Source organism: Clostridiales bacterium, from assembly GCA_018333995.1.
Taxonomy (GTDB): domain Bacteria; phylum Actinomycetota; class Coriobacteriia; order Anaerosomatales; family SLCP01; genus JAGXSG01.
The window spans coordinates 25,924-49,386 of record JAGXSG010000029.1 but is presented as its reverse complement, the minus strand read 5'-3'; the positions used below and the strand labels follow the sequence as shown (position 1 = coordinate 49,386).

Here is a 23,463-nt window from a genome sequence, read left to right as displayed (position 1 = left end):
CGAACCTGAATCCGTTCTACTGGTGGGGAGAGGGTACCGGATGGATGCTGGGGATGCCGGACCTTGGACATTTCATCGCAGTATTGCCGTTTGCCATACTTGCGATCGCCATGTGGCCCCCGGACTTCCTGAGTCACCGCATCTTCCAGGAAGTGAACTATCCAAAGGGATCAGAGAAAGTGTTCATGCACGTCGACGACACGATGGTCGTCTGCTCTGTGCGGCAAGCAGTCGGAAGCGTTCTGGGCGGCGGAAATCTCACGTCGTCGTGGGGAACTTACATAATCCCCGCGGGAATCGCCAAGCGACCGATTCCCGCGGGTGCGATACTGACAGGAATCGGCTGTATTCTTGCATCTCTTATCGGGTATCCGATGGATATGGCAGTATGGCCGCCGATGCTCAGGGTTGCCCTCATTGTCGGGGTGTTTCTCCCGCTACTCGAAGCCGGTATGCAGATGATTCAGACCAAGATGGATTCTTGGGGTGCAGGGCTATGCATATTCGGCTCAGCGCTCATCAACCCGGTGTTCGGATGGTCGCTGGCGATGCTGCTTGATAACAGTGGCGTACTTGGGGACGCCGAGAGGACAAGAAGCTTGGTGCCCATTGACCGCGTTGCCATACCGCTTGCGATGTGGGTGATATGCACGGTTGCGATGGCGGCTGCGGGACTGATCCCCGGAATTCCTGCGCTCATATAGGAGTCGTAGCAAGTCCATTCCCTTGGTGACCAGGTCTGAAGGCGCCGATGCTAAGGGAGGTCTTGAAAGAAGGGGACACATTCCACTTAGAGGTTGAAGGAGACGGCAGAGCATGATGACTGAGATAGAGAAGATCAAGAAGATCATGGTCGCGACCGATGGCTCGGAGCCGTCGATACGTGCGATCAGGCATGCCATAGAGATGGCGCGGGATAAGGGCGCAGACGTTCTCGCACTCAGCGTCAACACCACTTTGGTTGATGTAGGTGCGCGAGGGTACGACGTGCTTGCTCAATTGGGATCCGACAAGCACGTAGTGGATGAGTCCGTAGATGTTCATGGCATATTGACCGAGTACTACGACAGGATCGGAAAACCAGAGTCGCTTCTCATGGCCGAGGCCGGCCTTGAGATCGCCGCAACACTCGGAGAAGAGCAAGGTGTGAGGGTGACCACACTGATTGAACATGGAAGAGCGACCGAGACGATCCTTAAGGTGGCCGAACGCGAGAAAGTGGACCTCATCGTCATGGGAACCACTGGATTGACCGGCATAAGCAGAATACTCATCGGGAGCACTGCGGACAAAGTCACTCGATTGTCTAAATGCCCTGTCATGGTGGTCCACTAGATTACCGCGAGTCATCGCCGGCTGGTCCGGCCCCCGAAATGAGTACCGTCTGAAGTGTTAGGGTCTCCTCGATCTCGATGTCCGTATCTTGACGGAAGAGGGTGAGGTGCTGAGGCACCTCACCCTCGATCCGACCAAGAACTATCAGGCCATCGGTCGTTCTGATGTGTCCACGATGTCGTGACACATCTGTCCACGATGTCCTGAGACATCACAATGGCGGAGAGGGAGGGATTCGAACCCTCGGTACGGGGGTTGCCCGTACAACGGTTTTCGAGACCGCCGCATTCAACCACTCTGCCACCTCTCCGCGGTGGCGCGGGCCGCGCGAGGCGGCCGCGAACGCAAAGGCGAGTATAGCGAGGGCGGCCAAGCCGGGCAACGGGAGCGCCCCTCTGCGCCCCTCTGGGGAGCGCTCCCGTCGTAGCGTGCAGTGGCGGAGAGCGAGGGATTCGAACCCTCGATACGGGTTCAAGCCCGTATACACGATTTCCAGTCGTGCGCCTTCAGCCGCTCGGCCAGCTCTCCGGATGTGGTGCGACGGTGCTCGCTTGCGGGCACCGTCGAGCGGCACCCGCGAGTATATCGGGCTGGCGCTGTGCGGGCAATTCGCACCGCAATTCGCACCGCAGCGCGGCACCTCAGCTCCGAGCGATGCTCCCGCAGCCCAGGCGGCTTCCCTGCCTCAGCGTGTCGAAGCACGTAAAACAGCGCATAATCTCTGATAAGGGTATCGCCTCGGAGGAGCAGGCAGCACAATTGGCTCCACCGTCGTTCGCGGTACCGCAGGAGAGGTGTCGCATGCGGCTTAACCTCGCGCTCGCCATGAGCATTCGCGCACGGATGACAGCCGTCGCGGTGCTCGCGTCCCTGTTCACCTTGGCGCTCGCGACGGTACTGCTCGTTTCAGTCTCGCAGTCCCTGCACTGGGATCGTTGCGCCACTCGCGCTCGGCAGATCTCTATCGCGGTGTTCGAGCTCGCCCTACTGACCGGCGACTACACCGTGACCCCCGACAAGCAAACGGCCGATCTTTGGTGGTCGCAACATGAAGCGCTCGGTGAAGCGCTCGCCACCACCGGCGGATGCGACGAAACAGTCGTCGCCCTGTCCGACAAACTCGTGCCCTATCACGAACGCCTCGCGACACTGTTCACCGCACTCACTGGCCACGTCGATGCGAACCCGGAACTACTGCACACGGGCCTCGACGCCCACGGGATCCGCATCGCCCAGCAACTCCGGCTCACCGAGCAAGACCTTTCTAACGCCACCATGGAGTTCCGTGCCACGCTCTCGGAAGACCAGTCCCGGATTCAATCACGCATCTCGATGATCGGCGGCCTGATCGCGTTCGCCGCCATACTCACCGTCGGCGCGGCCTCGTGGTGGAACTGGAGGACTGTCTCGCGCCCGCTGTCGCGACTGCGCGAGGGGGCGCTACAACTGGCTGCCGGCAACCTCGAGTTCCGATTCGGTGAGATGCGCGGAACCGAGATCCGTGAGGTAGCCCGCGCATTTGACGAGATGGCTGCCTCGCTTGCCGCGTCGAACAGCGCACTGCTGTCAGAGATTGCCGAGCGGCAAACGGTCGAGCACGCTCTCCGGGATGCGAAGCGCGACATCGAAGAGACGGTCGAGCGGAGAACAACGCAGCTCGTGGAAACCAACCAACAGCTGGTGGAAGCAACGCAGGCAAAGGACCGTTTCATCGCGCGGATGAGCCATGAGCTGCGAACTCCGCTCAACTCCATTATTGGTTTTAGCTCAGTCCTGCTCTCACGGGTTCCGGGAGATATCACCAAAGAACAAGAGACCCAGCTTCGCATGATCTCGCGGTCGGGCGTCAAACTGCTCGGCCTCGTCAACGACCTGCTCGACATCTCCGTGATCGCGGCGGGCGGCGTCGAGCTGAGATGCGAGCTCGTGGACCTAGAAAGTATCGGCGAGAACCTCACCGGCTACGCGGAGCCACTGGCCCGCCTCAAAGGACTCGCGTTCGAATCGGAGATTGACGACGCCGGATACATCTTCTCCGATCCGGGCCGTATCGAGCAGGTGCTCATGAACCTGCTCGGCAACGCGGTCAAATTCACTGAGCGCGGGATCGTCACCCTCTCGATCCGCCGCACCGGCGACGGCGGGGCGTGCTTCACGGTCGCAGACACCGGCGTTGGCATGCCCCCCGAGAGGATTGAAGAGATCTTCGCGGAGTTCGCGCAGCTCGCTCCCCCAGACGGGCATGTCGCCGAGGGCGCTGGACTCGGCCTCGCGATCGCACGAAGCCTGACGGAGATCCTCGGCGGACGGATAGGCGCACAGAGCACACCGGGGGTAGGCACGACGTTCACGGTGTGGCTGCCCGAACGCGCGCCGTGCCCGCCACAAGACGCGGATGACTCGCTGTAAACCATCGCGAGCACAACGAACGGTGTCAGAGTAGCTCTCGTACCCGCTGTGAAGCGGCCATCGCGACGTCCGGTCCAACGACCAGCTTAAGCGCCTCGGCGAGATTCTCGGCGATCACGGGCAGATCCCTGCGTTCTAATGTGTCCACCGACTTCCCGATGCGTTTCGCCTCGACATCGACAGACACCGTCGCGAGCACGGTGCCGATCACAGGCCGTAGCACCTCTTCGATACGTGTCGCAAGCAGGCTAGACACCCGGAGGCTCCTCGCGGGCGGTGGCATCCGACTGCACCGACGCGAGCGGCTCGACGCTTGAGAGCACCGACAGGTAACGCTTCATCGCCCGGCGCACCCGGAAAAAGTACACGCCGAGGAGAACCATCCCCACGCCTACCAGGGCGTCGGACACGATGCTGACGAGATCGCCGCCTAACCCCACCGGATCGAGCAGCGCGACCCATCCCGCAAGCGCCGAGGCGGCAAGCGCGACGATCCCCGCCATCACGTACGCCATGTTGTCGGAGAAGGCCGAGCCCTCGGCTAGGCGCCTCAACGCCGCGACCTCGACGAGAAGCAACGCCGAGACAACCAGCGCGAAGCCTCCCATCCCAAAACCAAGCCACGCCGGAGCCGTGACGGCGCTCTCCGAAGTCGCCACGGCAAACGCCGGAGCCGCACAAAGCACCGCGACCGTCATCATCACCAACCTCGCAGGCCTCATCATCGCGCCTCCATCCGGTAGGAATCTGCTCGTCTCGGCGGAAACCGGGGTACGCATCGCGAGTTTAAGCATACGGCATCCTTCACGTCGTCGCCTACACGCCTCTCAGCGCTCTCTCAAGCGCCGGAAGAAATCAGACAGCATCGCCCCCGCCTCCGCTTCGCAGACACCGCGCGTGACATCGAACCGGTGGTTGAGGCGCTCGTCGTTGGAGAGGTCGTAGAGTGTGCCCACAGCGCCTGCCTTGGGATCGGAAACCCCGTAGACGAGGCGCGCGATCCTAGCCTGGTGCATGAGGCCCGCACACATCGGGCACGGCTCAAGCGTCACGTAGACTGTGCAGTCCGCGAGGCGCCAGCGCCCCAACTTGCGCGAAGCCTCCCTGATAGCGATAAACTCCGCGTGACCGGCGGGATCCGAGTCGATCTCGCGCCGGTTGTGACCGCGTGCGACTACTGCTCCTTCGCACACGACCACCGCTCCGATGGGAACCTCTCCGATCGACTCGGCTGATCGGGCCTCATCGAGGGCCATCCGCATGTAGATCTCGTCTGCATCCATACCTCGCATGCTACACTTTCCTGCGCACGGAGGGGTGGCAGAGTGGTTGAATGCACTGGTCTTGAAAACCAGCGAGCCGCAAGGCTCCGAGGGTTCGAATCCCTCCCCCTCCGCCATCGCGCTGTCGCGCAAAACAAGCCCCTGCTACAATATCTCGGCACGTCCGCATGACGCGCACGACGGAGAGTTGGCCGAGTCGGCTGAAGGCGCTCGCCTGCTAAGCGAGTAAGGGGCTAACCGCTCCTTCGAGGGTTCGAATCCCTCACTCTCCGCCAGTTGACATAACACCTGCATCCTGGCAGGATTGCACAGCCCGTTTCGGGTATGCGCCCTTAGCTCAGCCGGATAGAGCGTCTGACTACGAATCAGAAGGTCGGGAGTTCGAATCTCTCAGGGCGCGCCACCGTACCACCCGAAAGCCCCGCCTCGCGCGGGGCTTTCGCCGTTCTCGCGGTAATCGCTATCCCAGCGTGAACCAGCACCGTCCCCGTGACGTCTCACTCGATGTAAGCCGTCACCAGAAGGGGTGTCGGCGGTACCCTGCCGAGGAGGACATGATGCGAAGAACACGTCTCGCCGGAGCGCTTGCGCTCATCGTGGTGATGGCGCTTGCGGTGAGCGGATGCGGTACCACCACGGTGGTTTCGTCGCCAGATGCCGCGATGCCCGATACGGTCACCGCCCACGGCCAAGGAACCGCCCTCGCACCTCCGGACACGGCGGTACTCACGTTCGGTGCGACTGAGAGCGCCCCCCAGGCCGAGACGGCGCTCGCGGCGGTCTCCAAAGTCGCTGAGGCGATCTCCGCGGCGGTACGCGAAGCTGGGGTCGCCGGGGAAGATATCCAGACCGCGGATGTGCGCGTCTATCCCGAGTACGCGCAACGTGAAGGCGAAGGGCCGCGTGTCACCGGATACCGAGCCTCGATCTCGGTGAGGGTGAAGGTCCGCGACCTTGCGACCGTCGGTCAGGTGATCTCGGCGGCGAGTGACGCGGGCAGCACAGAGATCAGCGGGCCGATGTTCACGCTCGACGATGACGCGGACGCAAACGCCAAGGCCATCGAAGACGCGGTCGCAGACGCACGTTCACGCGCGGAAGCCATGGCGCGGGCGGGCGGCAGGTCTCTCGGGGCGGTCAGAACGCTGACCGAAACGGTCGTCTCGGCCCCACCGGTCTGGGGTTATCGCGCTGAGATGGGCGCGGCGCCCTATGCGGCGGATATGGTTCCTGTCGAACCGGGACAACTCGACATTACAGCTCAGGTCACGGTGATCTTCGGGCTCGAGTAGACACGGCGGCTGTCACGCCTGTGTGCGCTACACTCCCACTGGGAGGGCTCAGGATGCGCACGATCATCGGGGTCATGGGAGCCGGACACGCCGACGCGGCGACATGCGCGCTCGCCCGCGAGCTGGGCAGCGCGATAGCCGCGCGCGGATGGGTGCTACTCAACGGCGGTCGCGACAGCGGAGTGATGGCCGCATCGGCCGAGGGCGCCTCGGCCATGGGCGGACTCGTCGTCGGCATTCTCCCCGGCGACGACCACTCCGGTATCGCACCGGGCGTCGACCTAGCCGTGCTGACCGGCATGGGGGATGCCCGCAACGTGATCAACGTGCTCTCAAGCCACGTAGTCGTCGCGCTGCAAGGCGGCGCGGGCACCCTGTCGGAGATCGCACATGCCCTCAACTCCAGGCGCCCGGTGGTGGTCATCGGCTGGGACCCGGGCGAACATCCGCGGCGCATCGGAGGCGAGCGTCTTGCGGTGGTTCCCGACGTGTCCTCGGGACTCGCCGCCATCGAGCGCTTTCTCGAAGCGAGTAAGATCCCCTAGGCTCACACGGCATGTCCGCCAAAGCGGTTACGCATCGCGGAGAGCAGCCGCCCCGCGTAGCTCGGATCACGTTCGGACGCCTGGCGAAACTGGAGCGCACCGCGGATGACGCGCGCCTCCAGCCCGTGCTCCTCGGCGAACTCGACCGTCCAAGCGCCCTCGCCGGTATGCCCCACCACCCCGCTCACGCCGTCGAGCTCTTCGCCCCACACCCCAAACGCCTCGGCAAGCCAGCCCACTAGCCGCGACTCGATCACGCTCCCATGCTGGTAGACGTCGGCCACGCGCTCAAGATCGAGCTCGTAGTCGCTCTCGCGCATCATCGCGAACCCCTCGGCTATGGCCTGCATCATCCCGTACTCGATGCCGTTATGAATCATCTTGACGAAGTGTCCCGCACCGTGGCCTTCGAAAAAGCGATAGCCGCCGGGCAACGCCACGTCCGCGAAGAGCGCTTCTGCCGCCGAGAAGTGCTGGGCACGCCCCCCGATCATGAGGCACGCCCCGTTCCGCGCGCCCGCGGGACCGCCGCTCGTGCCGCAGTCAAGATAGCCGATGCCCCGCTCGGCGAGGTGCGCGGCGCGGATGGGCGCGGCATCGAAGCGGGAGTTGCCGCCATCGATGACGATGTCGCCGCAGTCGAGTAAATCAGAAAGCCCGCCGGACCCAAAGAGGATCTCGTCGACCGGTCCGCCCGCAGTGAGCATGAGCCACACGATGCGGGGCGGGTCGAGCGCCGAGACAAGCTCGGCAAGCGAGTACGCGCCACGGATGCCGCTGGATTCGAGCTGGCGGGTCTTGTCGGCGGAACGGTTGTAGCCGACTATCTCCCACCGCCGCTCACGCATATTAAGAGCGAGCGCGGCGCCCATCTTGCCGAGTCCCACGATGCCCACCTGACCCCTCAATGATGGGGCGGCAAGCGCCTCGGTAGCGCGTGTGGTGACCTCGGCGGAGTCCGGCTCGTACGTGTGCAGCGGGACGGCGTTTTCCTCCCATGAACGGACGACCGGATCGATAAACGCCCACATCGCGGCCACCTCCGCTGTCGCAACGAAGAGCGTCTGGTCGCCGTCGATCGCGTCGAGCAACAACGTGGCGTACTCCTCGACATACTGGACCTTCTCGGCCTTCTCGTAGAGGAAGAAATCGAGTGTGCGCTCCTCGACCTCGTGCTCGAAACCGGGCTTCTTGGCCCAAAACGTGATGGAGATCGAGTCGGTGGGCTCGAGGCGGAAGACAACACGGTTGCGCACGTGCGTCCCGTTCTCGCACATGCAGACCGGCGGATTGCGAAAGGTGACGACGATCTCCTTGCGCGGCTCACCGAGGCGCTTGCCCGCCTCGACCGTGACCGGCACCCCGCTCCACCTGCGTCCGGAAAGCTCGAAGCGCATCCTGAAGTACGTCTCGGTCATCGAGTCGGCGGCGACCCCTTCGATCTCGCGATATCCCTCGTACTGCGCACGGAAGCTGGCGTGAGCGGCCTGATCGGAAGAAAGGGGGCGCAGCGTTCGCAGGAACCCAGTGCGCGCCTCGCGAATCGCGGCCGCATCGCGGCCATGTGGCTGGTCCATAGCGATGAGCGCAAGCATCTGGAGTATGTGGTTCTGGCCAACGTCGCGAAGCGCGCCTACTCCGTCGTAGAAACGGCCTCGATGCTCCACGCCGATCGATTCGAGCAGGGATATCTCGATTGATTCGATCGCCTCACGATTCCACGACGACTCGAAGAGATTGTTGGTGAACCGGAAGTTCATGATCCCCTGGAGCATCTCTTTGCCGAGGTAGTGGTCGATACGGTACACCTGCTCTTCAAGGAAGAGACCGCCGAGCAACTCGTCGAGCTCACGTGACGTGCGCTCATCGTCACCGAACGGCTTTTCCACGAGCACACGCGTCCAGCCGCTCAGATCGCTGCACGGCTCGGTAAGGCCGCTTTCAGCGAGACGCTCGAAGATCGTGCGGTAGTGCTCGGGCGGGACCGCGAGATAGAACAGCTTGTTGGCGCACACGTCCCACTGCTCCTCTATAGCGCGCAGATGCCGCGCGAGCCCACCGTAGCCAGACAGGTCATCGAACGTGCCGCGCGCGTACGTGAAGCGTGCGCAGAACTTCTCGACGTCGGCTACCGGCGCGTCGGGGTAGCGTTCTGCGAGCATCTCGCTGACGCGCGTGCGCAGGTCGTCGTCGCTCCAGTCGCGCCGCGAGTAGCCAACGGCGGCGAACCGCTCGGGAAGTACGCCCTTCCTCGCGAGGTAAAAGAGCGCCGGCACGATCTTGCGGGCCATCAAGTCGCCGGTCGCGCCAAAGACGGTTAAAATGGTGGGCATGCGCTGCTCAGGCATGGGGGTGCCTCCAGTGGCGGCGAGGGGCTTCACTGCAGTTATGTTTCCCCGGCGGCGAGCCGAGGCGCCGCCGCATTTCCGGAAATAGCGCGCGGTGGTCGCTGTAGCAAGCTCGCTCCACGCCCGATACCACCATTAGCAACGCGTTTGACCGTTTGCATTTTCAGGAGAAGGGCCCATGAAGGCTCGCATCTCACAGATGTTCCAGTTACTCGTCGCCATCGCCGCATGGCTCGCGTTTGCCGCCATGTGGTGGTGGGCGTTCGCGCTGCGTGGACCGATCGAGGACCAGCTGCGAGACATCGCGGCCATTGCGGCGTTCAGTCTGCTCGTCGTTGTCTCGACGTCGTTGTGGGTCCGCTACAACGTGAGGCTCTACCACCGAAAGGGGCCGCGCATGCGCATCCCCGATGGAGGGCACGACTACTCCCGTGACACGCTCGACCGCACCGTGATCGCGGATTTTGACACGCTCGCCTACGAACGTTTCGTCATCGTGCGTGTGCTCGAAGGCCCAAACGGGCCGATCAAATCATACGAGCCTGGCACCCGCCCTCCGGCCACAACAGATGAAAAGGAAGCGTCGTGCACGACATCGTGCTCAGCATAGCCGAGTCGCCTGTCTACATCGCCGCGGCGGCGTTCTTCGCCCTCTATCCGCTTTTCTCGGCGCTCATGTGGGTGTGGACCTCGCTCATCTACTGGTTCCGCCGGGAACGGGAAGAAGACGCTGACTTCTACCGAATCCCCAACGAGGGGCTGCCGCCGGTCACCGTACTCGTGCCCGCATACCAAGAGGGCCTCACCATCTGCCGGACGATCCGCGGTCTCCTCGAGATGGACTACCCGCACCTCGAGATCGTCATCGTGGATGACGGCTCTCCTGATGACACCCTCGAAAAGGCGCTGTCCTTCTGCGACGATGCGCGCGTGCGCGTCGTGCACAAGACGCTCAACGAGGGCAAAGCCCTGGCCATCAACGACGTCTTGCCGCTCGTCACGGGGGAATTCGTGATGATCATCGACGGTGACGCCGTTCCGGCTCCGGACGCGCTGCGGTGGATGGTGCCGCACTTCTTGCGCAACCCCCGGCTTGCCGCGGTCACCGGCAACCCGCGCGTGCGAAACCGCGACAAGCTACTCGCCAAGATTCAGACGGTGGAGTTCTCATCGATCGTCTCCCTGCTCAAACGAGCGCAGGTCGTGTGGGGCCGAGTCATGACGGTCTCGGGGGTCATCGGGCTCTACCGTATCCGGGCCATCGAGCATGTGGGCCTGTTCGTGCACGACGCGGCGACTGAGGACATCTCGACCTCGTGGAAGTTCCAGCGCCACTTCTTCGATGTGCGATACGAGCCCCGCGCCAAAGTCTACATGCAGGTGCCGCCAACCCTGCAGTCACTATGGAGACAGCGCCTGCGCTGGGCCAAAGGGCTCGCCCAGGTGCTCCGGCGCAACTCCGACATCTGGCTCGACTGGCGACACAGGCGCATCTACCCGGTCTTCATCGAGGCTTCGCTGTCGATCGTGTGGGCGTACACGTTCGTTGTGCTGACGGTGATGTGGCTCGTGACGTGGGCGCTCGGCGCTCCGCTCCTAGGCGCGACACCGGTACCGGCATGGTGGGGCATGCTGATCGCCACAATGTCCCTCGTGCAGCTTGGAGTCGGCGTTGCGCTCGACCGCCGCTACGACCCCGAGGTGACCCGCTACTACGCGTGGGCGGCCCTCTATCCGATCATCTACTGGGTACAGATGGCGATCATCACCGTCATCGCAACGCCTGCGGGCTTGCTCAGGCCGTACGGGTCAGGGATCTGGCGCACGCCGAGAAGCACAGATTGACGGGCGGCCGCCGCGCTTAGTAAGGGACGATCTCGCTCTGACCGCCGAGGTATGGTCTGAGTGCGTCAGGAACCTCGATGGAACCGTCAGCGCGCTGGTAGTTTTCGATGACGGCGACAAGCGTGCGGCCCACGGCAAGTCCCGAGCCGTTTAGTGTGTGCACGAAGCGCGAGCCCTTGAACGCACCCGGTTCGCGGTATTTGATGGCTGCTCGGCGCGCCTGGAAGTCCGTGCAATTGCTGCAACTCGAAATCTCTTTGTAGCCGTTGTAGCTTGGGAGCCACACCTCGATGTCGTAGGTCTTGGCGGCGGCAAAACCCATGTCGCCGGTGCACAGTACTACCGTGCGATAGGGCAAACCGAGCAGTTCCAAGATGTTCTCGGCGTCGCGAACCATGCCTTCGAGAGCGTCCATGGACTCCTCCGGACGCGCGAACTTGACTAGCTCTACCTTGTCGAACTGGTGCACGCGGATCATGCCGCGGGTGTCTCGGCCTGCGCTGCCCGCCTCCTCGCGGAAGCACGGCGTGTAGGCGGTGTAGTGGAGCGGGAGCGTGGCCGCCTCGAGCACCTCGTCGCGGTGGAGATTGGTGAGCTGAACCTCGGCGGTAGGAATGAGATAGAGCCCCTCGGTGGTCTTGAAGAGGTCGTCTTCGAACTTGGGCAGGTTGCCGGTGCCGGTCAGCGTCTCAGCGTTGGCGAGAACGGGCACCCACCACTCGCGGTAGCCGTTGGCGCCATGCGTATCGAGCATGAGGTTGATGAGCGCCCGCGTGAGCCGCGCGCCCTCCCTGCCAAGAACCACGAAGCGCGACTTGGCGAGCTTCACGCCGCGCTCGAAGTCTATGAGGCCCGTCTCGGGCCCTAAGTCCCAGTGCGCCTTCGGCTCGAAGTCAAACGCGCGCGGCGTACCCCACCGGCGCACCTCGATGTTGTCCTCCTCGCTGGCGCCTGCGGGCACGCTCGCGTCGGGGATGTTGGGGGCGGTCAGCAGCAGTCCTCGAGCGTCTTCGTCGACCTCGGCGAGGTGTGTCTCGATCTGGGAGATCTCGCCATTGAGAACGCGGACCTCTTCTTTGAGCGCGTCTGCCTCGTCGCGTTTGCCGTCTTTCATGAGTCCGCCGATGAGCTTGGACGCCTCATTGCGCCGTGCCTGACGCGCCTCCACCTGGCCAATGAGTTCCCGGCGCCGTTCGTCGAGCGCGAGAAAGGCATCGACGTCCCATCGATCGCCACGCGATGACATCGCGGCGCGAACCGCTTCGGCATTGTCGCGGACGTATGTGGCATCGAGCATCGAGGCCTCCCTGGGCGTGGCTTCGCGAACCTGCCGAGGAGTATAGCGAAGACGCACCGCTTCTCTGACTCGGGTATCCTTCGCGTATGACCTCCAAGATCACCAACCGGCTCGCCATCGCCGAGATCGCCGGCCGCGACAGCGTTGCCGCCGCGGTGGCGGCCGTGCGCACGCGGGGCTTCACGCAGTTGCTGCCCACCATTGCTTTCACAGGAACCGAATTTGGCGACGCGGAACAGCCACTGCGAACAATCGACGCCCTGCGCGTTCATTTGGGCGGTGCTTGCGAGGTATTCGAACCCGTCTACCTGCAAGAACCACGTCTTTGGGCCGCGATGAACGCCCGCTACGCAACCGTGATCGCCGACCGGTACGGCATGTGCTCGCCTTGTCTGGCGTGCCACCTCTACCTGCACCTGCTCCGTGTGCCGCTCGCTTGGGAAGCGGGCGGGGTTCCGATCATCGCCGGCGAACGCGACACGCACGACGGCCGCATCAAACTCAGCCAGACGGCCGAGGGCATCGACGCGGCAGTGCGAGTTCTCGCCTACGTCGGCATCGAGCTGCTCCAACCGATACGTCACGCCTCCGGAGAGCAGGTGGCGAAGCTCGCGTCCGGCGCGTGGAAGGACGGCGGCGATCAGCTTGAGTGTTTGCTTTCCGGCAACTACACGAGGCTCGACGGAAGCGTGATGCTGGCCACCGATGCGTACCAGCACTACCTCGCCGGGTACTTCGAGCCAGTAGGGCGGGCCGTCCTCGACGCGTGGCGCACGGAGGCCGATGGCGGCGGCGCGCCTGAGTGGGACGAAATCGTGCGCCGGGTGCTCGGCGATGGATGACCGCGTGCTTCCTCCCGTGCTCGTTGTCATGCTCGATGGTCTTGGCGACCGCCCATGGGCCGAGCTTGGCGGCCTCACTCCGCTCGCGGCCGCTCATACCCCCAACCTCGACGCCATCGCCGCCGCGGGCACTACCGGGATACTTCATCCTCTCGGACGGGGTCGCGCTCCCGGAACCGAGCTCGCGCACTTCGTCCTTCTGGGCTATGACGAGCTTGCATTCCCCGGCCGAGCAGTGCTCGAAGCGACCAGCGCGGGGATCCCTATCTCACCGGGCCAGGTCTGCGCCCACGCGATCCTTGTCACCGTACGCCGCAACCCCGACGACACGCTCACCATCGTCGAGCGCTATCCTGAAGGCGGCCTCGAGCACGCCGCCGAGCTGTTCGCCGCGATTGAGACGTTCGAGCACGAGGGCGTCTCGGTGACCCTGCGCCACACGTGCGGCGAGCAGGCGATAGTGCTTCTTGGCGGCGAGGCGAGCGAGGAGATCACCGACACCGATCCGCACAACGACGGCTGGCTCGCTGGTTCCGTGCACCCGCTGCGCGGTGCCCGCGATCCCAGAAGAGCGGCCCTAACCGCGCGGGCGCTTACCGCGTTCCTGCGCCACGCGTACACAGCCATGCGCGGTATGACCGGTACGGCCCCGGGCGACGAGACGTCCCCCTTCCTGCTCATCAAGTGGACCGCGCGCGGAGCGGCGTTTCCAACATTCGCCGAGCAAACCGGAATGCGCGGATGTGTTATCTCGGCGTCCGGAGTGCTCGAAGGACTCTCGCTTGCACTCGGCATGGCGCACCGGATGGTGCCTCTCGGCTCAGACATTGCCGCCGACACACGGGCGCGGCTCGCTGAGGCGGCAGATGCATTCGCGACCGGTGCGCACTTCGTCCTCGCGCACACCAAGGCGCCCGACGAGGCCGGCCATGCGAAGAACCCCTCTCTCAAACGGGATGTGATCGCCGCGATAGACGCCGGTCTGGAAGGTCTCGCCACCAGACGCGGCTTTCCGGCCGGGACGATCGTCGTCGTGACCGGCGACCACGGGACACCCTCCGGCACGTCGCTCATCCACTCTGGCGACCCGGTACCGCTTGCGGTGATCTCGGATGCCGCCCAACGCGACTCAGTGGCCGCATTCGACGAACTCGCGTGCGCCGCCGGCTCACTCGGCCATGTGCGCGGCACCGACTTCATGCCGATGCTGCTTAACTGGCGAGGGACGGTGCGTTACTCAGGAGGTCTGCTCGCCACACACACGGGAGTGCACTGGCCTGACGACTACGAACCGTTCACCGTGGAGTCGAACGGCCCGGGTTCCTAAACGAGCGTCTCAGGGACAACGGTCCCGTTCGCGAGTGCTCGTTTGAGGGAGGCAAACGTCAGCGCCTCCATCGCCACTATCGTCCTGCGCGCGCCGATCCGTTCACAGGAGTGGGAATCCGAACACCTGATAAGGCTCGCGCTTACGCCCGGCAAGCGGTACCCCTCGCGCTGCGGATCGAGCAGATCGATCGCAAAGACCGAAGGCTCTGCGGCAAGGCGGGTAAACAGGGGCGTATCGATGAGCCGGTAGCCACCGAATGGGCGATCCGCGTGCGACACACATGCGATGCCTCCGAGCGCGTGGATGATCCGAGCGACCTCGACGGGGTCGTGCTCGACAGTCAGGAACGGCAACTCCTCGCGGGCCGCGTACGGAGGCTTTCGGCCAATCAGGCCCATGAGCTCAGGGAAGAGCCGCTGGTAGCTCACCGGATCGAAGAGTGCCGTAAGGTGCGCTTCATGTTCCTGGAAGGTCACCCGGAGCTCAGCTCCCGGTACAATCAGCAGGTGGCGGCCTGTCTCGGCGGCGACATGATCTGCCGCGGACAACAACGCCCCAGCGAACGCACATGAGAAATGGTCGGTGACCGCGTACACGTGGAGCCCGGCGTCCAGCGCCGCTTCGACTATCTCGCGTGCGCTCGTCTCTGGCCGGAGATGATCGGCGGAGGCGGGTGTGTGGTTATGGAGATCAGCGGCGAACAGGTGCATAGTAACCGCCCAGTTCAGCGCACACGGCGATAATACTGAATATCATAACAGCTTATCCAACTACCGTGCTCTCGGGTAACTCCCGAGCACCCTCACGCGTCTGAGCTTCAGCCGCAAGCACTCAAGCGCGAGCGCCACGGCGGGATCCTCGGCGTGACCTTCGAGTGTCACGAAGAACATGTACTCGCCGAGCGCCCGCTTTGTGGGGCGCGATTGGATCTTGGTGAGGTTGATCGACCCGTACGCGAACTCCGAAAGGATCATCAGGAGCGCTCCGGGTCTGTCCTCATGCAAGAAGAGTGCGAGCGTAGTCTTGTCGTCACCCGTAGGCTCGTGCGCGCGGCGGCCGACCACCACGAAGCGCGTCTGGTTGCCCGCGAAGTCCTCGATGCTCTCGGCGAGAAGCACGCCGCCATGCAGCTCCGCTGCGAGCCGAGTCCCCACCGCGGCGACCCCCGGTTCAGCCACCGCCCGGCGGACCGCCTCGGCCGTGGAGTTGGTGGCCTCCACCACCGCGCCCGGCAGGTTTCCGGCAAGCCACTTACGGCACTGCGCGGTGGCGTGCGGATGGCTCGCCACGATCGAAGTGCTCTCAAGCGACTCCCCGGGGGCGGCGATGAGCGCATGGTGGATGTCGAGCACGACCTCGCGCGATATCGTGAGGCCGCAGTCGAACGCGAGCGCGTCAAGCGTTGAGTTCACGCTGCCTTCGACGGAGTTCTCGATCGGCACGATCCCGGCGTCAGCCTTCCCGCGCTCCACTGTCGCGAATACGTCTTCGATCGACACACACGGAATTGCTTCGAGATCCGGTATCCCAAGCGATCGCAGCGCCTCCTCGGTAAACGTCCCCGCAGGGCCGAGAAATGCGTACCTGTTGTTCACTCGTCGTCTCCCCTCGTTTTCGACGCGTCGCTCCAGCTGCGCCTCAAGAAGGCCGTGGCCGAGCGCACGCGATTCTTACCGACCCTCTTTGCCTGGTAAAGCGCCTCATCAGCATGGCGCAGCAGTGCTTCCTTGTCCTCGGCGTGCTCAGGGAACGACGCAAGCCCGATGCTAACGGTCAACCGGGGACCTCGTTTCCCGTCGGCGTCCAAGAACTCAAACGCGGCAATCGACTCGCGGATCTTCTCGGCCGCAACGAACGCGCCCGCGCCGTCAGTCTCCGGCAAGATGACCGAGAACTCTTCTCCTCCGTAGCGAGCGACAACATCCACCTCACGGACGGCGTCGCGAAGCACTTGTCCGATATCGGCAAGCGCGACATCGCCCGCGACGTGCCCGTAGGAATCGTTGAAGTCCTTAAAGCTGTCGGCGTCGATCATTAACAGTGAGACATCGTTATGGTAGCGCCGCGAACGCTCTACTTCCTCATCGAGACGCTGCTGGAAAAAACGGTAGTTGTTCAAGCCGGTGAGCTCGTCGGTGACCGCTAGCCGAAGACTGAGCTTATAGAGCTGGGAGTTCTCAACCGCCACGACAAGCGCCGAACAGACCGCTCCCAACACGGCCAGATCACGCTGGCCAAGGCGTTCGAGCGCATCCGAGTCCGTGCAGAATAGGACAGAGAACCTTTGGTGCTCGAACACGGAGCGGCACGAGAGGTGGTGCCCAGCAAGCAGGACCTGATCTTCCGGTCCAAGTGACTCGACAGCGGCGAGATCGCGCGGGGTGTCCTCCGGGAATCTCGACACACCGTGGGTTCCGCGAAAGAGTGTATCGCCGCTGCGCTTATCCATCACGATCAAGGTCGCGCGCTCCACGCCGAGAGCTATACCGAGGATCCTCATGATGCTCGGGGCAGCATGCTCGACTTCGAGACTCGAGTGGATGATCGACGTCAGATCCGAGATCGCCTGCAATTCGTCCACGCGGTGATGCAGTTCTTCGGCGAGGGCTCCGCGCTCGTGCACCGCCTCGCGGTACTGATGTTCACGCTCATGGTACCGCTCGTTGAGAAGGGCTGACAGCGCCCCTACGAAAACCACCACGCATGCCTTCATGCCGAGGAGCATCGCGCCGTGCCAGTGCAGCGGCTCGTGCGCGATCACATGGGCTACCGAGTAAACAGCCGCAGCCACGACGGTCACGAACGTGGCCGGCCATCGCGTGAGGATGTGACCGTAAAACGCCACGAACGCGACTACCACAGCAAGTACGGGATCGCCAAAATCGTGGAGAGCCGGTATGAACAACGCAAGGACGGCGAGGTCCGCCGGCGCCGCCCACACGAGCACGCGATCGAACCTCACGCTCGACACAATAAGCGCGAACGCGACTCCCGCTGTGACAATCGTCGCGGCGAGCGCCCCGCTCACAATGAGCGGACTCGCAAGCTCAAGGGTGCCAGTCGCCTGTCCCGCCGCGATCAAGAGCCACGCGAACGCCGTGAGCAGCACGCGCGTCGCGAGGTAGGCGCGCTCATCGATCAATCGACTGGAATCCGTGTGTTCGGCCACCGACGCTCCCGCGCTTGTAACACGTCCCACCCGGCCTGGAACCGGAGAGCAAACCGTGCCATCCTTACGAGTATATCGCCAGCAACGCTGAACGACACACCCGTTTGGCCATCTACCTGCGAGGACATGCCATGGAGTTAGACCGCCTCACCCGATTGCTCGAAGATGTCGCCTCCGGATCGCTGACTGCCGCCGACGCGGCTGACCGCCTCTCTGCACTTCCCTTCTCAGATCTCGGCGACGTGAAGATCGATCACCACCGCGCGGTACGGTGCGGGTTTGTCGAAGTCGTGCTCTGTGAGGGGAAGAGTGACCGCCAGGTCAGAAACGCCGGCCGAGAGATACTCGAGCACGGCGATGTCTTTCTCGGCACGCGTGCCAACGCGTCGCACTACCAGTCACTCGCGCAGGTCGCAGCGGACGCTCGCTACTTCGAACAGGCCCGCCTCATCGTCGTGGACCGCCGCAAGAGCCGTCCCGCCGAAGGTCACATCGTCGTCGCCACGGGCGGGACCGCAGACACGCCGGTGGCCGAGGAGGCCGCCATCTCCGCCGAGGTCATGGGCAACCGTGTCACCCGCCTCTATGACGTGGGGGTCGCCGGCGTCCACCGCCTGCTCGCTCACGAAGAGGTGTTGCGCAGCGCCCGCGTCATCATCGTGGTGGCGGGGATGGAAGGGGCGCTCCCATCTCTCGTGACCGGACTGGTCAGTGTGCCAGTGGTTGCGGTGCCCACATCGATCGGCTACGGCGCGAGCTTTTCGGGACTCGCCCCGCTGCTCGGCATGTTGAACGCGTGCGCTTCCGGGATGGCGGTCGTCAATATCGACAACGGCTTCGGCGCCGCGGTGATGGCCAACCGGATCAACCGGTTGCATCAGCTCATCCCGACGCCTTGCGACGAGTGCGCATGATCGGCTACCTCGACTGCACAACGGGTGTCTCGGGCGATAAGTTCCTCGGGGCGTGCATCGGCGCCGGCGCATCCCTCGAAGTGGTTCGCGAAGCGGTCAAAGCGGTCGCCCCCGACGTAGAGATACGCGTCGAACCCGTACTCCGTGCCGGTGTCGCCGGGCTGTCTGTTCGCGTCGAGGCGCATACGCCCGAACCGCCCTGCCGCACGTGGGCTGAGATTCGGGAGACGCTGCTCGCCGCCGCACTCTCGTCGCGCGTGCGCGACCGAGCGCTCGCCACTTTCGAGCTACTCGCCGAGGCGGAAGCGCGAGTGCATGACACGAGTCCCGCCGATGTACACTTCCACGAAGTGGGAGCCGCTGACTCGGTAGCAGACATCGTTGGAACCGCGGCCGCACTCGACGACCTGCGTCTCGATCGACTCGTCTGCGGTCCGGTCGCTGTCGGCTTCGGCACGGTCACAGCCGCTCACGGAGTGCTGCCCGTGCCCGCGCCGGCGACCGCGTTGCTGCTCGAAGGGGTGCCCGTACACGCGGGCCCGGTCCCGGGCGAGGCGACGACCCCTACCGGCGCTGCGCTCGTGCGTGCGCACGCCAGCTCCTTTGGCGCCCTTCCCGCAATGCTCCTCAGGCGCACGGGCCACGGTGCTGGGACACGTGACACCGCGCCCGTGGCCAACATCACGCGCCTGTTCGTAGGCGATCGCACCAACATCACCCCAGGCGTCGATGGCCCGTCACCATCGGAAAGTGGGCTGGCCGAGGAACCCGTAGCTGTGCTCGCTACCGCCATCGACCATCTCTCGCCGGAAAATCTCGCCGAGTGTCTGGAGCGGATTCGAAGCGCTGGCGCTCTCGACGCGTGGCAGTCACCCGCGCTTATGAAGAAGGGGCGGCTGGGTGCGGAGCTGACCGTCGTTGTCGCGCCGGGCGACGCGACACGTCTTGCGACGGCACTCGCAGATCTCACGGGAGCCCTCGGCGTGCGGATAGCGCCGATGACGCGGCTAGTCACGCCTCGCTCGCACCACACCGTGGACACGTCACTCGGCCCAGTGCGTGTGAAGGTGGCGGGCGAAGGGGCGGCGCGTCGGGCGCGCGTCGAGCACGACGACGTAGCAACCCTTGCCCGCGACCACGACCTGCCGCCGGACAGGGTCGCCCGCGTGCTAGAAACGGAGGTCGAAGACGTGTTCTCGCCTCCGCTCCACCCTGGCGGCAACATGCCCGGCGACACACGCGGAGACTCGAGCGGCTAGCTCAGGCGATCCGGAACCGGCCATCCTCCTCGGCGAGGAACCCCTCTGCGGACAGCTCGGCGAGAGCACGCTCAACGTCTTCGAGTCCGCGGGCTGTCCCCTCGGCCAGCGTGACGACTTCGCTGCCCGGCGCGGCCATCACGGCCCTAACGAGCCGGGCGCGCAGTTGCCGATGGGAGCCCTCGAATCTCGATTGACGAGTGTGATGACGGCTACGTTGCGAGGGATTGGGAAGGGTGCGCTTGAGATACGCTCCGTAGTCCATGAGCGCGTAGTACCAGCTCCGAGGGTCGTCCCGGTCGAGCGCAGCGTCCACGAGAGGCATGAGCGCGGTGTCAGGCACGCCGTCGGCGTCCGCCATGAACTCGTGCAGGAATACCGTGCGGATGTTGGTCTCCAGGTAGGGCCGCGCATCCCCCCATGCAAACGCCAGGACCGCGGATGCTGTCGCGTGTCCGACCCCGGGCAGCGCCACAAGCGCTCCGTAGTCACGCGGCACCGCTCCGCGATAGACCGCCGAAATAATCTCGGCGGCGCGTTTGAGCGCTAGCGCGCGCCGGTTGTAGCCGAGTCCTTGCCACTGTTCGAGTACCGCTTCGAGGGGCGCGACCGCGAGCGCGTCGGGCGTTGGAAAGGAGGTAAGCCAGCGCTCGTAGTACGGGACGACCCGCGTGACCTGGGTCTGCTGCAACATGATCTCGCTCACAAGAACGGCGTACGGGTCACGGGTGAGCCGCCACGGCAGGTCGTGTCTTCCTTGCTCTCGCCAGAACCCGTAGACCGTTTCACGGAACTCGGCGACCCGCTCTGCCGAGACGCTCACGTGCGCCTGGACTCGCCGCACCACCGGCGTCAGAAGCGTCGTGTGCGTCCGGTGCCACCCGGACGCCGCCCCGAACGTTTACCCCCGAACATGCTGCGCTTCTTGGCGAGCCGGTCGGGCTGTGGCACGACGCGATCGGCATACTCGAAACCCGCAACATCGCGCGTCTCAAGCGCTCGTCCGAGCACGCGCTCGACCGCCCTCATCGGCTCGAGATCTTCGTACGCGAGCAACGTGATAGCCACCCCAGTCTCGCCGGCGCGTGCTGTACGGCCGATGCGATGCACGTAGTCCTCCGGCGTCTCCGGCATGTCGTAGTTGATGACGTGCGTCACCGCCTCGACGTGGATGCCGCGCGCCATGACGTCAGTCGCCACCAGCAGCGCGTGCTTTCCGCGCTTGAAATCCTTGAGTGCGCGTTCGCGCTGGATCTGCGTGCGGTCACTGTGGATTGTGTCGACATCGACTCCGCTAGATTTCAGCGCCGCCGTGAGACGATCCGCGCGCAGTTTTGTCCTCGTGAAGACTATCGCCCGGTACTCGTCGACCTCACGGAGCAACGCCACGAGCAGCTCGGTCTTCTGTGAGGAACTCACCGGATACAGATACTGCTCGACCGCATCGACCGGCACTGAGGCCGGTGCCACGTCGACGCGTACCGCGTCGCGTACCGCCCCGCCGATCACCCGTAAGACCTCACCCGAAAGCGTGGCCGAGAAGAGCATGTTCTGCCGCTTCTCGGGCAGAAGGTTCAATATCTTGCGCACATCAGGCCAAAATCCCATATCGAGCATGCGATCGGCCTCGTCAAGCACGAGTATCTCGACCGCGGAGAGATCGATCTCGCCGCGATCGTGCAGGTCGAGGAAGCGGCCCGGTGTGGCGACGAGGAGGTCAACACCGAAACGAAGCTTCGCGAGCTGGTCCTTGTAGCCCACGCCGCCGTAGACGGCAAGTACCGAGTGCCCGGTGTGCTTTGCGATCGTACGTGCAACCTCCTCGATCTGTACCGCCAGCTCGCGTGTCGGCGTGATGACAAGCGCGGAGATAATCCCTCGCGGCCTCATCCGCTCGACGATCGGCAGCACGAACGCGGCCGTCTTCCCCGTGCCAGTCTGGGCGCACGCCAGCACGTCAGACCCGGCCAACGCGACCGGTATGGCCTGCTCTTGAACTGGCGTAGGCGTGTCGTACCCTAGTTCTGTGATCGCGGCGAGCGTCTGTTCGGACAGCCCGAGTGCTCGGAACCCCATGTGTCTCCTCGGCAGGATGGATGCTCAAGGCCGACGGTCATCGCTTTCCCAATGGCCGCGGTCCGTACCGAATGATACACGGGTGCGCCGCCAGGAGCGCGCGCAGCGCTTTAACCAGCGACGATGTAGTACCTGCAATGCGCGGACTCCGGGCACTCTCGCGGCACTTCGCCACACGGGTGCGTCCACGCGCGCCCCTCAACAAAGCAAGTGCAGCGCACTCGTTTGTCTGCCGCCTTGACCGACAGATCGTAGCGGTCCTCGTCGACCCAGGTCTCCCGCCACCACATACACTTCCCTGGGATCGGTGTGTATGGGTCCACGGTACCTCCCTCGCCTCTGACTGAACACGCACTACGATCAGTGATGTAGGTACCCGCGGCTGATGGACAGCTGACACCCGGGTTCCCCGCACGTGCCGGATAACACTGGTACAATGATACACATCGAAGCGTTTTCGAGGAGGCAATTGTTTGACACTCGACAGGGAGCCGCCCGACATCCTCATCGCGCTCCTCGACCTGCTCCATGAACGGCTCGGACCAGATTTCTCGGAGTACAAGTCGACCACGATTCTCCGGCGTGTCGAACGCAGGATGAGACTTCATGGCTACGAACACGTCGAGCGCTACCTGGAGCGGCTCGAAGACGACATCGCGGAGGTCGAAAACCTCTACCACGACCTCCTCATCGGCGTCACACGATTCTTCCGGGACACCGCAGCGTTCGATGTGCTCGCTCGCGAGGTCATACCCGCCCTGATCGAGGACGGTGCCGTCTCGCATGAGCTCAGGTTGTGGGTTCCTGCCTGTGCGACCGGCCAGGAGGCGTACTCCATCGCGATTCTCTTCGCCGAAGCGCTCGGATCCTCAGGAACGGGTCGCAGTGGCGTCAAGCTGTTTGCGACCGATGTGCACTGCGGTTCACTTGCCGAGGCGAGTGAAGGCTGGTATCGCGGCGACGCGCTCGAGGGCATGGATCGCGAGCGAATCGAACGGTTTTTCATCCCGGAAGCGGGAGGGTATCGCGTCACGCCGGAGTTGCGCGAGATGATCTCCTTTGCCGAGCACAACTTGCTCGCCGACCCGCCATTCCCTCGAATCGACCTCATCAGCTGCCGCAACCTGCTGATCTACATCAAGCCAGAGGGCCAGCGCCGCATCCTGCCCCTCCTCCACTCCTCGCTTGTGGAAGATGGCTTCCTCTTCCTCGGGCCGAGCGAGTCACTCGGCCCGCTTGAAAGCGAGTTCGCAATCGTTAATAGGCGCTGGAAACTCTACCGTAAGCTCCGGGATGTCGGGCTCGGACCGGCCGTCCAACCACAAGCGGCCCCACGGATTTCGCCGTAGAGCCGCATCTTGATCTGTTGGTGCGGGTGAGAGGATTTGAACCTCCACGGGGTTGCCCCCACATGGACCTGAACCATGCGCGTCTGCCATTCCGCCACACCCGCGTTGCGTAGCGGTGTGTAGGTTACCACACGGGGCAAGCAGGGGAAACGGCTAGCCGCTCCTCGTGT

The 23,463-nt window shown here is 64.1% G+C and carries 22 protein-coding genes and 6 tRNA genes; 15 read left to right on the top strand and 13 right to left on the bottom strand.

Translation table 11 applies throughout. The features are described from left to right. Both KGZ40_08520 and KGZ40_08515 read left to right on the top strand, forming a co-directional pair. A partial coding sequence (locus KGZ40_08520; GenBank protein MBS3957547.1) for a DUF3360 family protein occupies positions 1 to 704 on the top strand: 704 nt, incomplete at its 5' end. 112 nt (positions 705 to 816) lie between these two features. Further along, complete coding sequence (locus tag KGZ40_08515) at positions 817 to 1,335, top strand: universal stress protein (protein MBS3957546.1); 519 nt, start codon at positions 817 to 819, stop codon at positions 1,333 to 1,335. Between the two features lie 217 nt (positions 1,336 to 1,552). Here KGZ40_08515 and KGZ40_08510 read toward each other — a convergent pair. Together KGZ40_08510 and KGZ40_08505 are read right to left on the bottom strand one after the other, a co-directional pair. Beyond that, positions 1,553 to 1,645: transfer RNA gene (locus tag KGZ40_08510), tRNA-Ser, on the bottom strand. Between the two features lie 124 nt (positions 1,646 to 1,769). Then, positions 1,770 to 1,863 (bottom strand) — tRNA-Ser (locus KGZ40_08505). Between the two features lie 273 nt (positions 1,864 to 2,136). Between KGZ40_08505 and KGZ40_08500 the strand changes: the two genes are divergently transcribed. Beyond that, complete coding sequence (locus tag KGZ40_08500; protein MBS3957545.1) at positions 2,137 to 3,744, top strand: HAMP domain-containing protein; 1,608 nt, start codon at positions 2,137 to 2,139, stop codon at positions 3,742 to 3,744. Positions 3,745 to 3,769: 25 nt separating this feature from the next. Here KGZ40_08500 and KGZ40_08495 read toward each other — a convergent pair whose 3' ends face one another. From KGZ40_08495 to tadA, 3 genes are read right to left on the bottom strand one after another with little or no spacing between them, the layout of a single operon-like run. Further along, a complete protein-coding gene (locus tag KGZ40_08495; protein ID MBS3957544.1) occupies positions 3,770 to 4,000 on the bottom strand; it encodes a hypothetical protein in 231 nt (76 codons plus the stop codon). Next, the gene (locus KGZ40_08490; protein MBS3957543.1) at positions 3,993 to 4,538 is read right to left on the bottom strand and encodes a hypothetical protein; all 546 of its coding nucleotides are present in this window, start codon (positions 4,536 to 4,538) and stop codon (positions 3,993 to 3,995) included. The genes KGZ40_08495 and KGZ40_08490 overlap by 8 nt, the downstream gene beginning before the upstream one ends. Before the next feature lie 33 nt (positions 4,539 to 4,571). Continuing rightward, the gene (gene tadA, locus KGZ40_08485) at positions 4,572 to 5,027 is read right to left on the bottom strand and encodes a tRNA adenosine(34) deaminase TadA (GenBank protein MBS3957542.1); all 456 of its coding nucleotides are present in this window, start codon (positions 5,025 to 5,027) and stop codon (positions 4,572 to 4,574) included. Positions 5,028 to 5,055: 28 nt separating this feature from the next. Between tadA and KGZ40_08480 the strand changes: the two genes are divergently transcribed. The 5 genes from KGZ40_08480 (at position 5,056) to KGZ40_08460 (ending at position 6,864) form a co-directional block, all read left to right on the top strand. After that, positions 5,056 to 5,143 (top strand) — tRNA-Ser (locus tag KGZ40_08480). A gap of 65 nt (positions 5,144 to 5,208) precedes the next feature. Continuing rightward, a tRNA-Ser gene (locus KGZ40_08475) sits at positions 5,209 to 5,302 on the top strand. A 51-nt stretch (positions 5,303 to 5,353) separates the two neighbouring features. Next, positions 5,354 to 5,430 (top strand) — tRNA-Arg (locus KGZ40_08470). Between the two features lie 154 nt (positions 5,431 to 5,584). After that, positions 5,585 to 6,319 (top strand): SIMPL domain-containing protein, encoded by a 735-nt coding sequence (locus KGZ40_08465; GenBank protein ID MBS3957541.1) that lies wholly within the window; start codon positions 5,585 to 5,587, stop codon positions 6,317 to 6,319. 53 nt (positions 6,320 to 6,372) lie between these two features. After that, complete coding sequence (locus tag KGZ40_08460) at positions 6,373 to 6,864, top strand: TIGR00725 family protein (protein ID MBS3957540.1); 492 nt, start codon at positions 6,373 to 6,375, stop codon at positions 6,862 to 6,864. Positions 6,865 to 6,866: 2 nt separating this feature from the next. Here KGZ40_08460 and zwf read toward each other — a convergent pair whose 3' ends face one another. After that, the gene (zwf, locus tag KGZ40_08455) at positions 6,867 to 9,212 is read right to left on the bottom strand and encodes a glucose-6-phosphate dehydrogenase (protein ID MBS3957539.1); all 2,346 of its coding nucleotides are present in this window, start codon (positions 9,210 to 9,212) and stop codon (positions 6,867 to 6,869) included. Positions 9,213 to 9,390: 178 nt separating this feature from the next. Between zwf and KGZ40_08450 the strand changes: the two genes are divergently transcribed. Both KGZ40_08450 and KGZ40_08445 read left to right on the top strand, forming a co-directional pair. After that, on the top strand, positions 9,391 to 9,822 hold the full coding sequence (locus KGZ40_08450; protein MBS3957538.1) for a hypothetical protein: 432 nt from the start codon (positions 9,391 to 9,393) through the stop codon (positions 9,820 to 9,822). Beyond that, positions 9,798 to 11,057 carry a poly-beta-1,6 N-acetyl-D-glucosamine synthase gene (locus tag KGZ40_08445; protein ID MBS3957537.1) on the top strand — a complete coding sequence of 420 codons (1,260 nt, stop codon included), beginning with the start codon at positions 9,798 to 9,800 and terminating at the stop codon, positions 11,055 to 11,057. Before KGZ40_08450 ends, KGZ40_08445 begins: the two co-directional genes overlap by 25 nt. 16 nt (positions 11,058 to 11,073) lie before the next feature. Here KGZ40_08445 and serS read toward each other — a convergent pair whose 3' ends face one another. Beyond that, positions 11,074 to 12,354, bottom strand: a complete 1,281-nt coding sequence (serS, locus tag KGZ40_08440; GenBank protein MBS3957536.1) for a serine--tRNA ligase — start codon at positions 12,352 to 12,354, stop codon at positions 11,074 to 11,076. A gap of 86 nt (positions 12,355 to 12,440) precedes the next feature. On the opposite strand from serS, the gene KGZ40_08435 reads away from it, so the two are divergent. Together KGZ40_08435 and KGZ40_08430 are read left to right on the top strand one after the other, a co-directional pair. Further along, positions 12,441 to 13,196 carry a hypothetical protein gene (locus tag KGZ40_08435; GenBank protein ID MBS3957535.1) on the top strand — a complete coding sequence of 252 codons (756 nt, stop codon included), beginning with the start codon at positions 12,441 to 12,443 and terminating at the stop codon, positions 13,194 to 13,196. Next, positions 13,189 to 14,523: a hypothetical protein gene (locus KGZ40_08430; protein ID MBS3957534.1), complete on the top strand. Its 1,335-nt coding sequence runs from the start codon at positions 13,189 to 13,191 to the stop codon at positions 14,521 to 14,523. The genes KGZ40_08435 and KGZ40_08430 overlap by 8 nt, the downstream gene beginning before the upstream one ends. On the opposite strand, the gene KGZ40_08425 is transcribed toward KGZ40_08430, so the two are convergent. The 3 genes from KGZ40_08425 to KGZ40_08415 are packed head-to-tail and all read right to left on the bottom strand — an operon-like array spanning position 14,520 to position 17,695. After that, positions 14,520 to 15,236 carry a PHP domain-containing protein gene (locus KGZ40_08425; GenBank protein MBS3957533.1) on the bottom strand — a complete coding sequence of 239 codons (717 nt, stop codon included), beginning with the start codon at positions 15,234 to 15,236 and terminating at the stop codon, positions 14,520 to 14,522. The genes KGZ40_08430 and KGZ40_08425 overlap by 4 nt on opposite strands. A gap of 60 nt (positions 15,237 to 15,296) precedes the next feature. Then, positions 15,297 to 16,121: a prephenate dehydratase gene (pheA, locus tag KGZ40_08420; protein MBS3957532.1), complete on the bottom strand. Its 825-nt coding sequence runs from the start codon at positions 16,119 to 16,121 to the stop codon at positions 15,297 to 15,299. Further along, positions 16,118 to 17,695, bottom strand: coding sequence for a GGDEF domain-containing protein (locus KGZ40_08415; GenBank protein MBS3957531.1), 1,578 nt, complete (start codon positions 17,693 to 17,695; stop codon positions 16,118 to 16,120). Before KGZ40_08415 ends, pheA begins: the two co-directional genes overlap by 4 nt. A gap of 131 nt (positions 17,696 to 17,826) precedes the next feature. On the opposite strand from KGZ40_08415, the gene larB reads away from it, so the two are divergent. Both larB and larC read left to right on the top strand, forming a co-directional pair. Then, positions 17,827 to 18,609, top strand: a complete 783-nt coding sequence (gene larB / locus KGZ40_08410; protein ID MBS3957530.1) for a nickel pincer cofactor biosynthesis protein LarB — start codon at positions 17,827 to 17,829, stop codon at positions 18,607 to 18,609. Beyond that, positions 18,606 to 19,868 (top strand): nickel pincer cofactor biosynthesis protein LarC, encoded by a 1,263-nt coding sequence (gene larC / locus KGZ40_08405; protein MBS3957529.1) that lies wholly within the window; start codon positions 18,606 to 18,608, stop codon positions 19,866 to 19,868. The genes larB and larC overlap by 4 nt, the downstream gene beginning before the upstream one ends. 1 nt (position 19,869) lies before the next feature. On the opposite strand, the gene KGZ40_08400 is transcribed toward larC, so the two are convergent. Together KGZ40_08400 and KGZ40_08395 are read right to left on the bottom strand one after the other, a co-directional pair. Continuing rightward, a complete protein-coding gene (locus KGZ40_08400; protein ID MBS3957528.1) occupies positions 19,870 to 20,691 on the bottom strand; it encodes a hypothetical protein in 822 nt (273 codons plus the stop codon). Between the two features lie 29 nt (positions 20,692 to 20,720). Next, positions 20,721 to 21,944, bottom strand: coding sequence for a DEAD/DEAH box helicase (locus KGZ40_08395; GenBank protein ID MBS3957527.1), 1,224 nt, complete (start codon positions 21,942 to 21,944; stop codon positions 20,721 to 20,723). A gap of 473 nt (positions 21,945 to 22,417) precedes the next feature. Here KGZ40_08395 and KGZ40_08390 point away from each other — a divergent pair, with 473 nt between their 5' ends. Next, positions 22,418 to 23,293 (top strand): protein-glutamate O-methyltransferase CheR, encoded by an 876-nt coding sequence (locus KGZ40_08390; GenBank protein MBS3957526.1) that lies wholly within the window; start codon positions 22,418 to 22,420, stop codon positions 23,291 to 23,293. 18 nt (positions 23,294 to 23,311) lie between these two features. On the opposite strand, the gene KGZ40_08385 is transcribed toward KGZ40_08390, so the two are convergent. Further along, positions 23,312 to 23,397: transfer RNA gene (locus KGZ40_08385), tRNA-Leu, on the bottom strand. Between the last annotated feature and the right edge of the window lie 66 nt (positions 23,398 to 23,463).

Excerpts from the sequence above, each read along its gene's own strand:
- tadA (MBS3957542.1), bottom strand. The coding sequence starts at position 5,027 with ATGGATGCAGACGAGATCTACATGCGGATGGCCCTCGATGAGGCCCGA.
- larC (MBS3957529.1), top strand. The coding sequence starts at position 18,606 with ATGATCGGCTACCTCGACTGCACAACGGGTGTCTCGGGCGATAAGTTC.
- KGZ40_08435 (MBS3957535.1), top strand. The coding sequence starts at position 12,441 with ATGACCTCCAAGATCACCAACCGGCTCGCCATCGCCGAGATCGCCGGC.
- KGZ40_08465 (MBS3957541.1), top strand. The coding sequence starts at position 5,585 with ATGCGAAGAACACGTCTCGCCGGAGCGCTTGCGCTCATCGTGGTGATG.
- KGZ40_08490 (MBS3957543.1), bottom strand. The coding sequence starts at position 4,538 with ATGCTTAAACTCGCGATGCGTACCCCGGTTTCCGCCGAGACGAGCAGA.
- KGZ40_08500 (MBS3957545.1), top strand. The coding sequence starts at position 2,137 with ATGCGGCTTAACCTCGCGCTCGCCATGAGCATTCGCGCACGGATGACA.
- KGZ40_08395 (MBS3957527.1), bottom strand. The coding sequence starts at position 21,944 with ATGGGGTTCCGAGCACTCGGGCTGTCCGAACAGACGCTCGCCGCGATC.
- zwf (MBS3957539.1), bottom strand. The coding sequence starts at position 9,212 with ATGCCTGAGCAGCGCATGCCCACCATTTTAACCGTCTTTGGCGCGACC.
- KGZ40_08425 (MBS3957533.1), bottom strand. The coding sequence starts at position 15,236 with ATGCACCTGTTCGCCGCTGATCTCCATAACCACACACCCGCCTCCGCC.
- KGZ40_08460 (MBS3957540.1), top strand. The coding sequence starts at position 6,373 with ATGCGCACGATCATCGGGGTCATGGGAGCCGGACACGCCGACGCGGCG.
- KGZ40_08515 (MBS3957546.1), top strand. The coding sequence starts at position 817 with ATGATGACTGAGATAGAGAAGATCAAGAAGATCATGGTCGCGACCGAT.
- serS (MBS3957536.1), bottom strand. The coding sequence starts at position 12,354 with ATGCTCGATGCCACATACGTCCGCGACAATGCCGAAGCGGTTCGCGCC.
- larB (MBS3957530.1), top strand. The coding sequence starts at position 17,827 with ATGGAGTTAGACCGCCTCACCCGATTGCTCGAAGATGTCGCCTCCGGA.
- KGZ40_08430 (MBS3957534.1), top strand. The coding sequence starts at position 13,189 with ATGGATGACCGCGTGCTTCCTCCCGTGCTCGTTGTCATGCTCGATGGT.
- KGZ40_08450 (MBS3957538.1), top strand. The coding sequence starts at position 9,391 with ATGAAGGCTCGCATCTCACAGATGTTCCAGTTACTCGTCGCCATCGCC.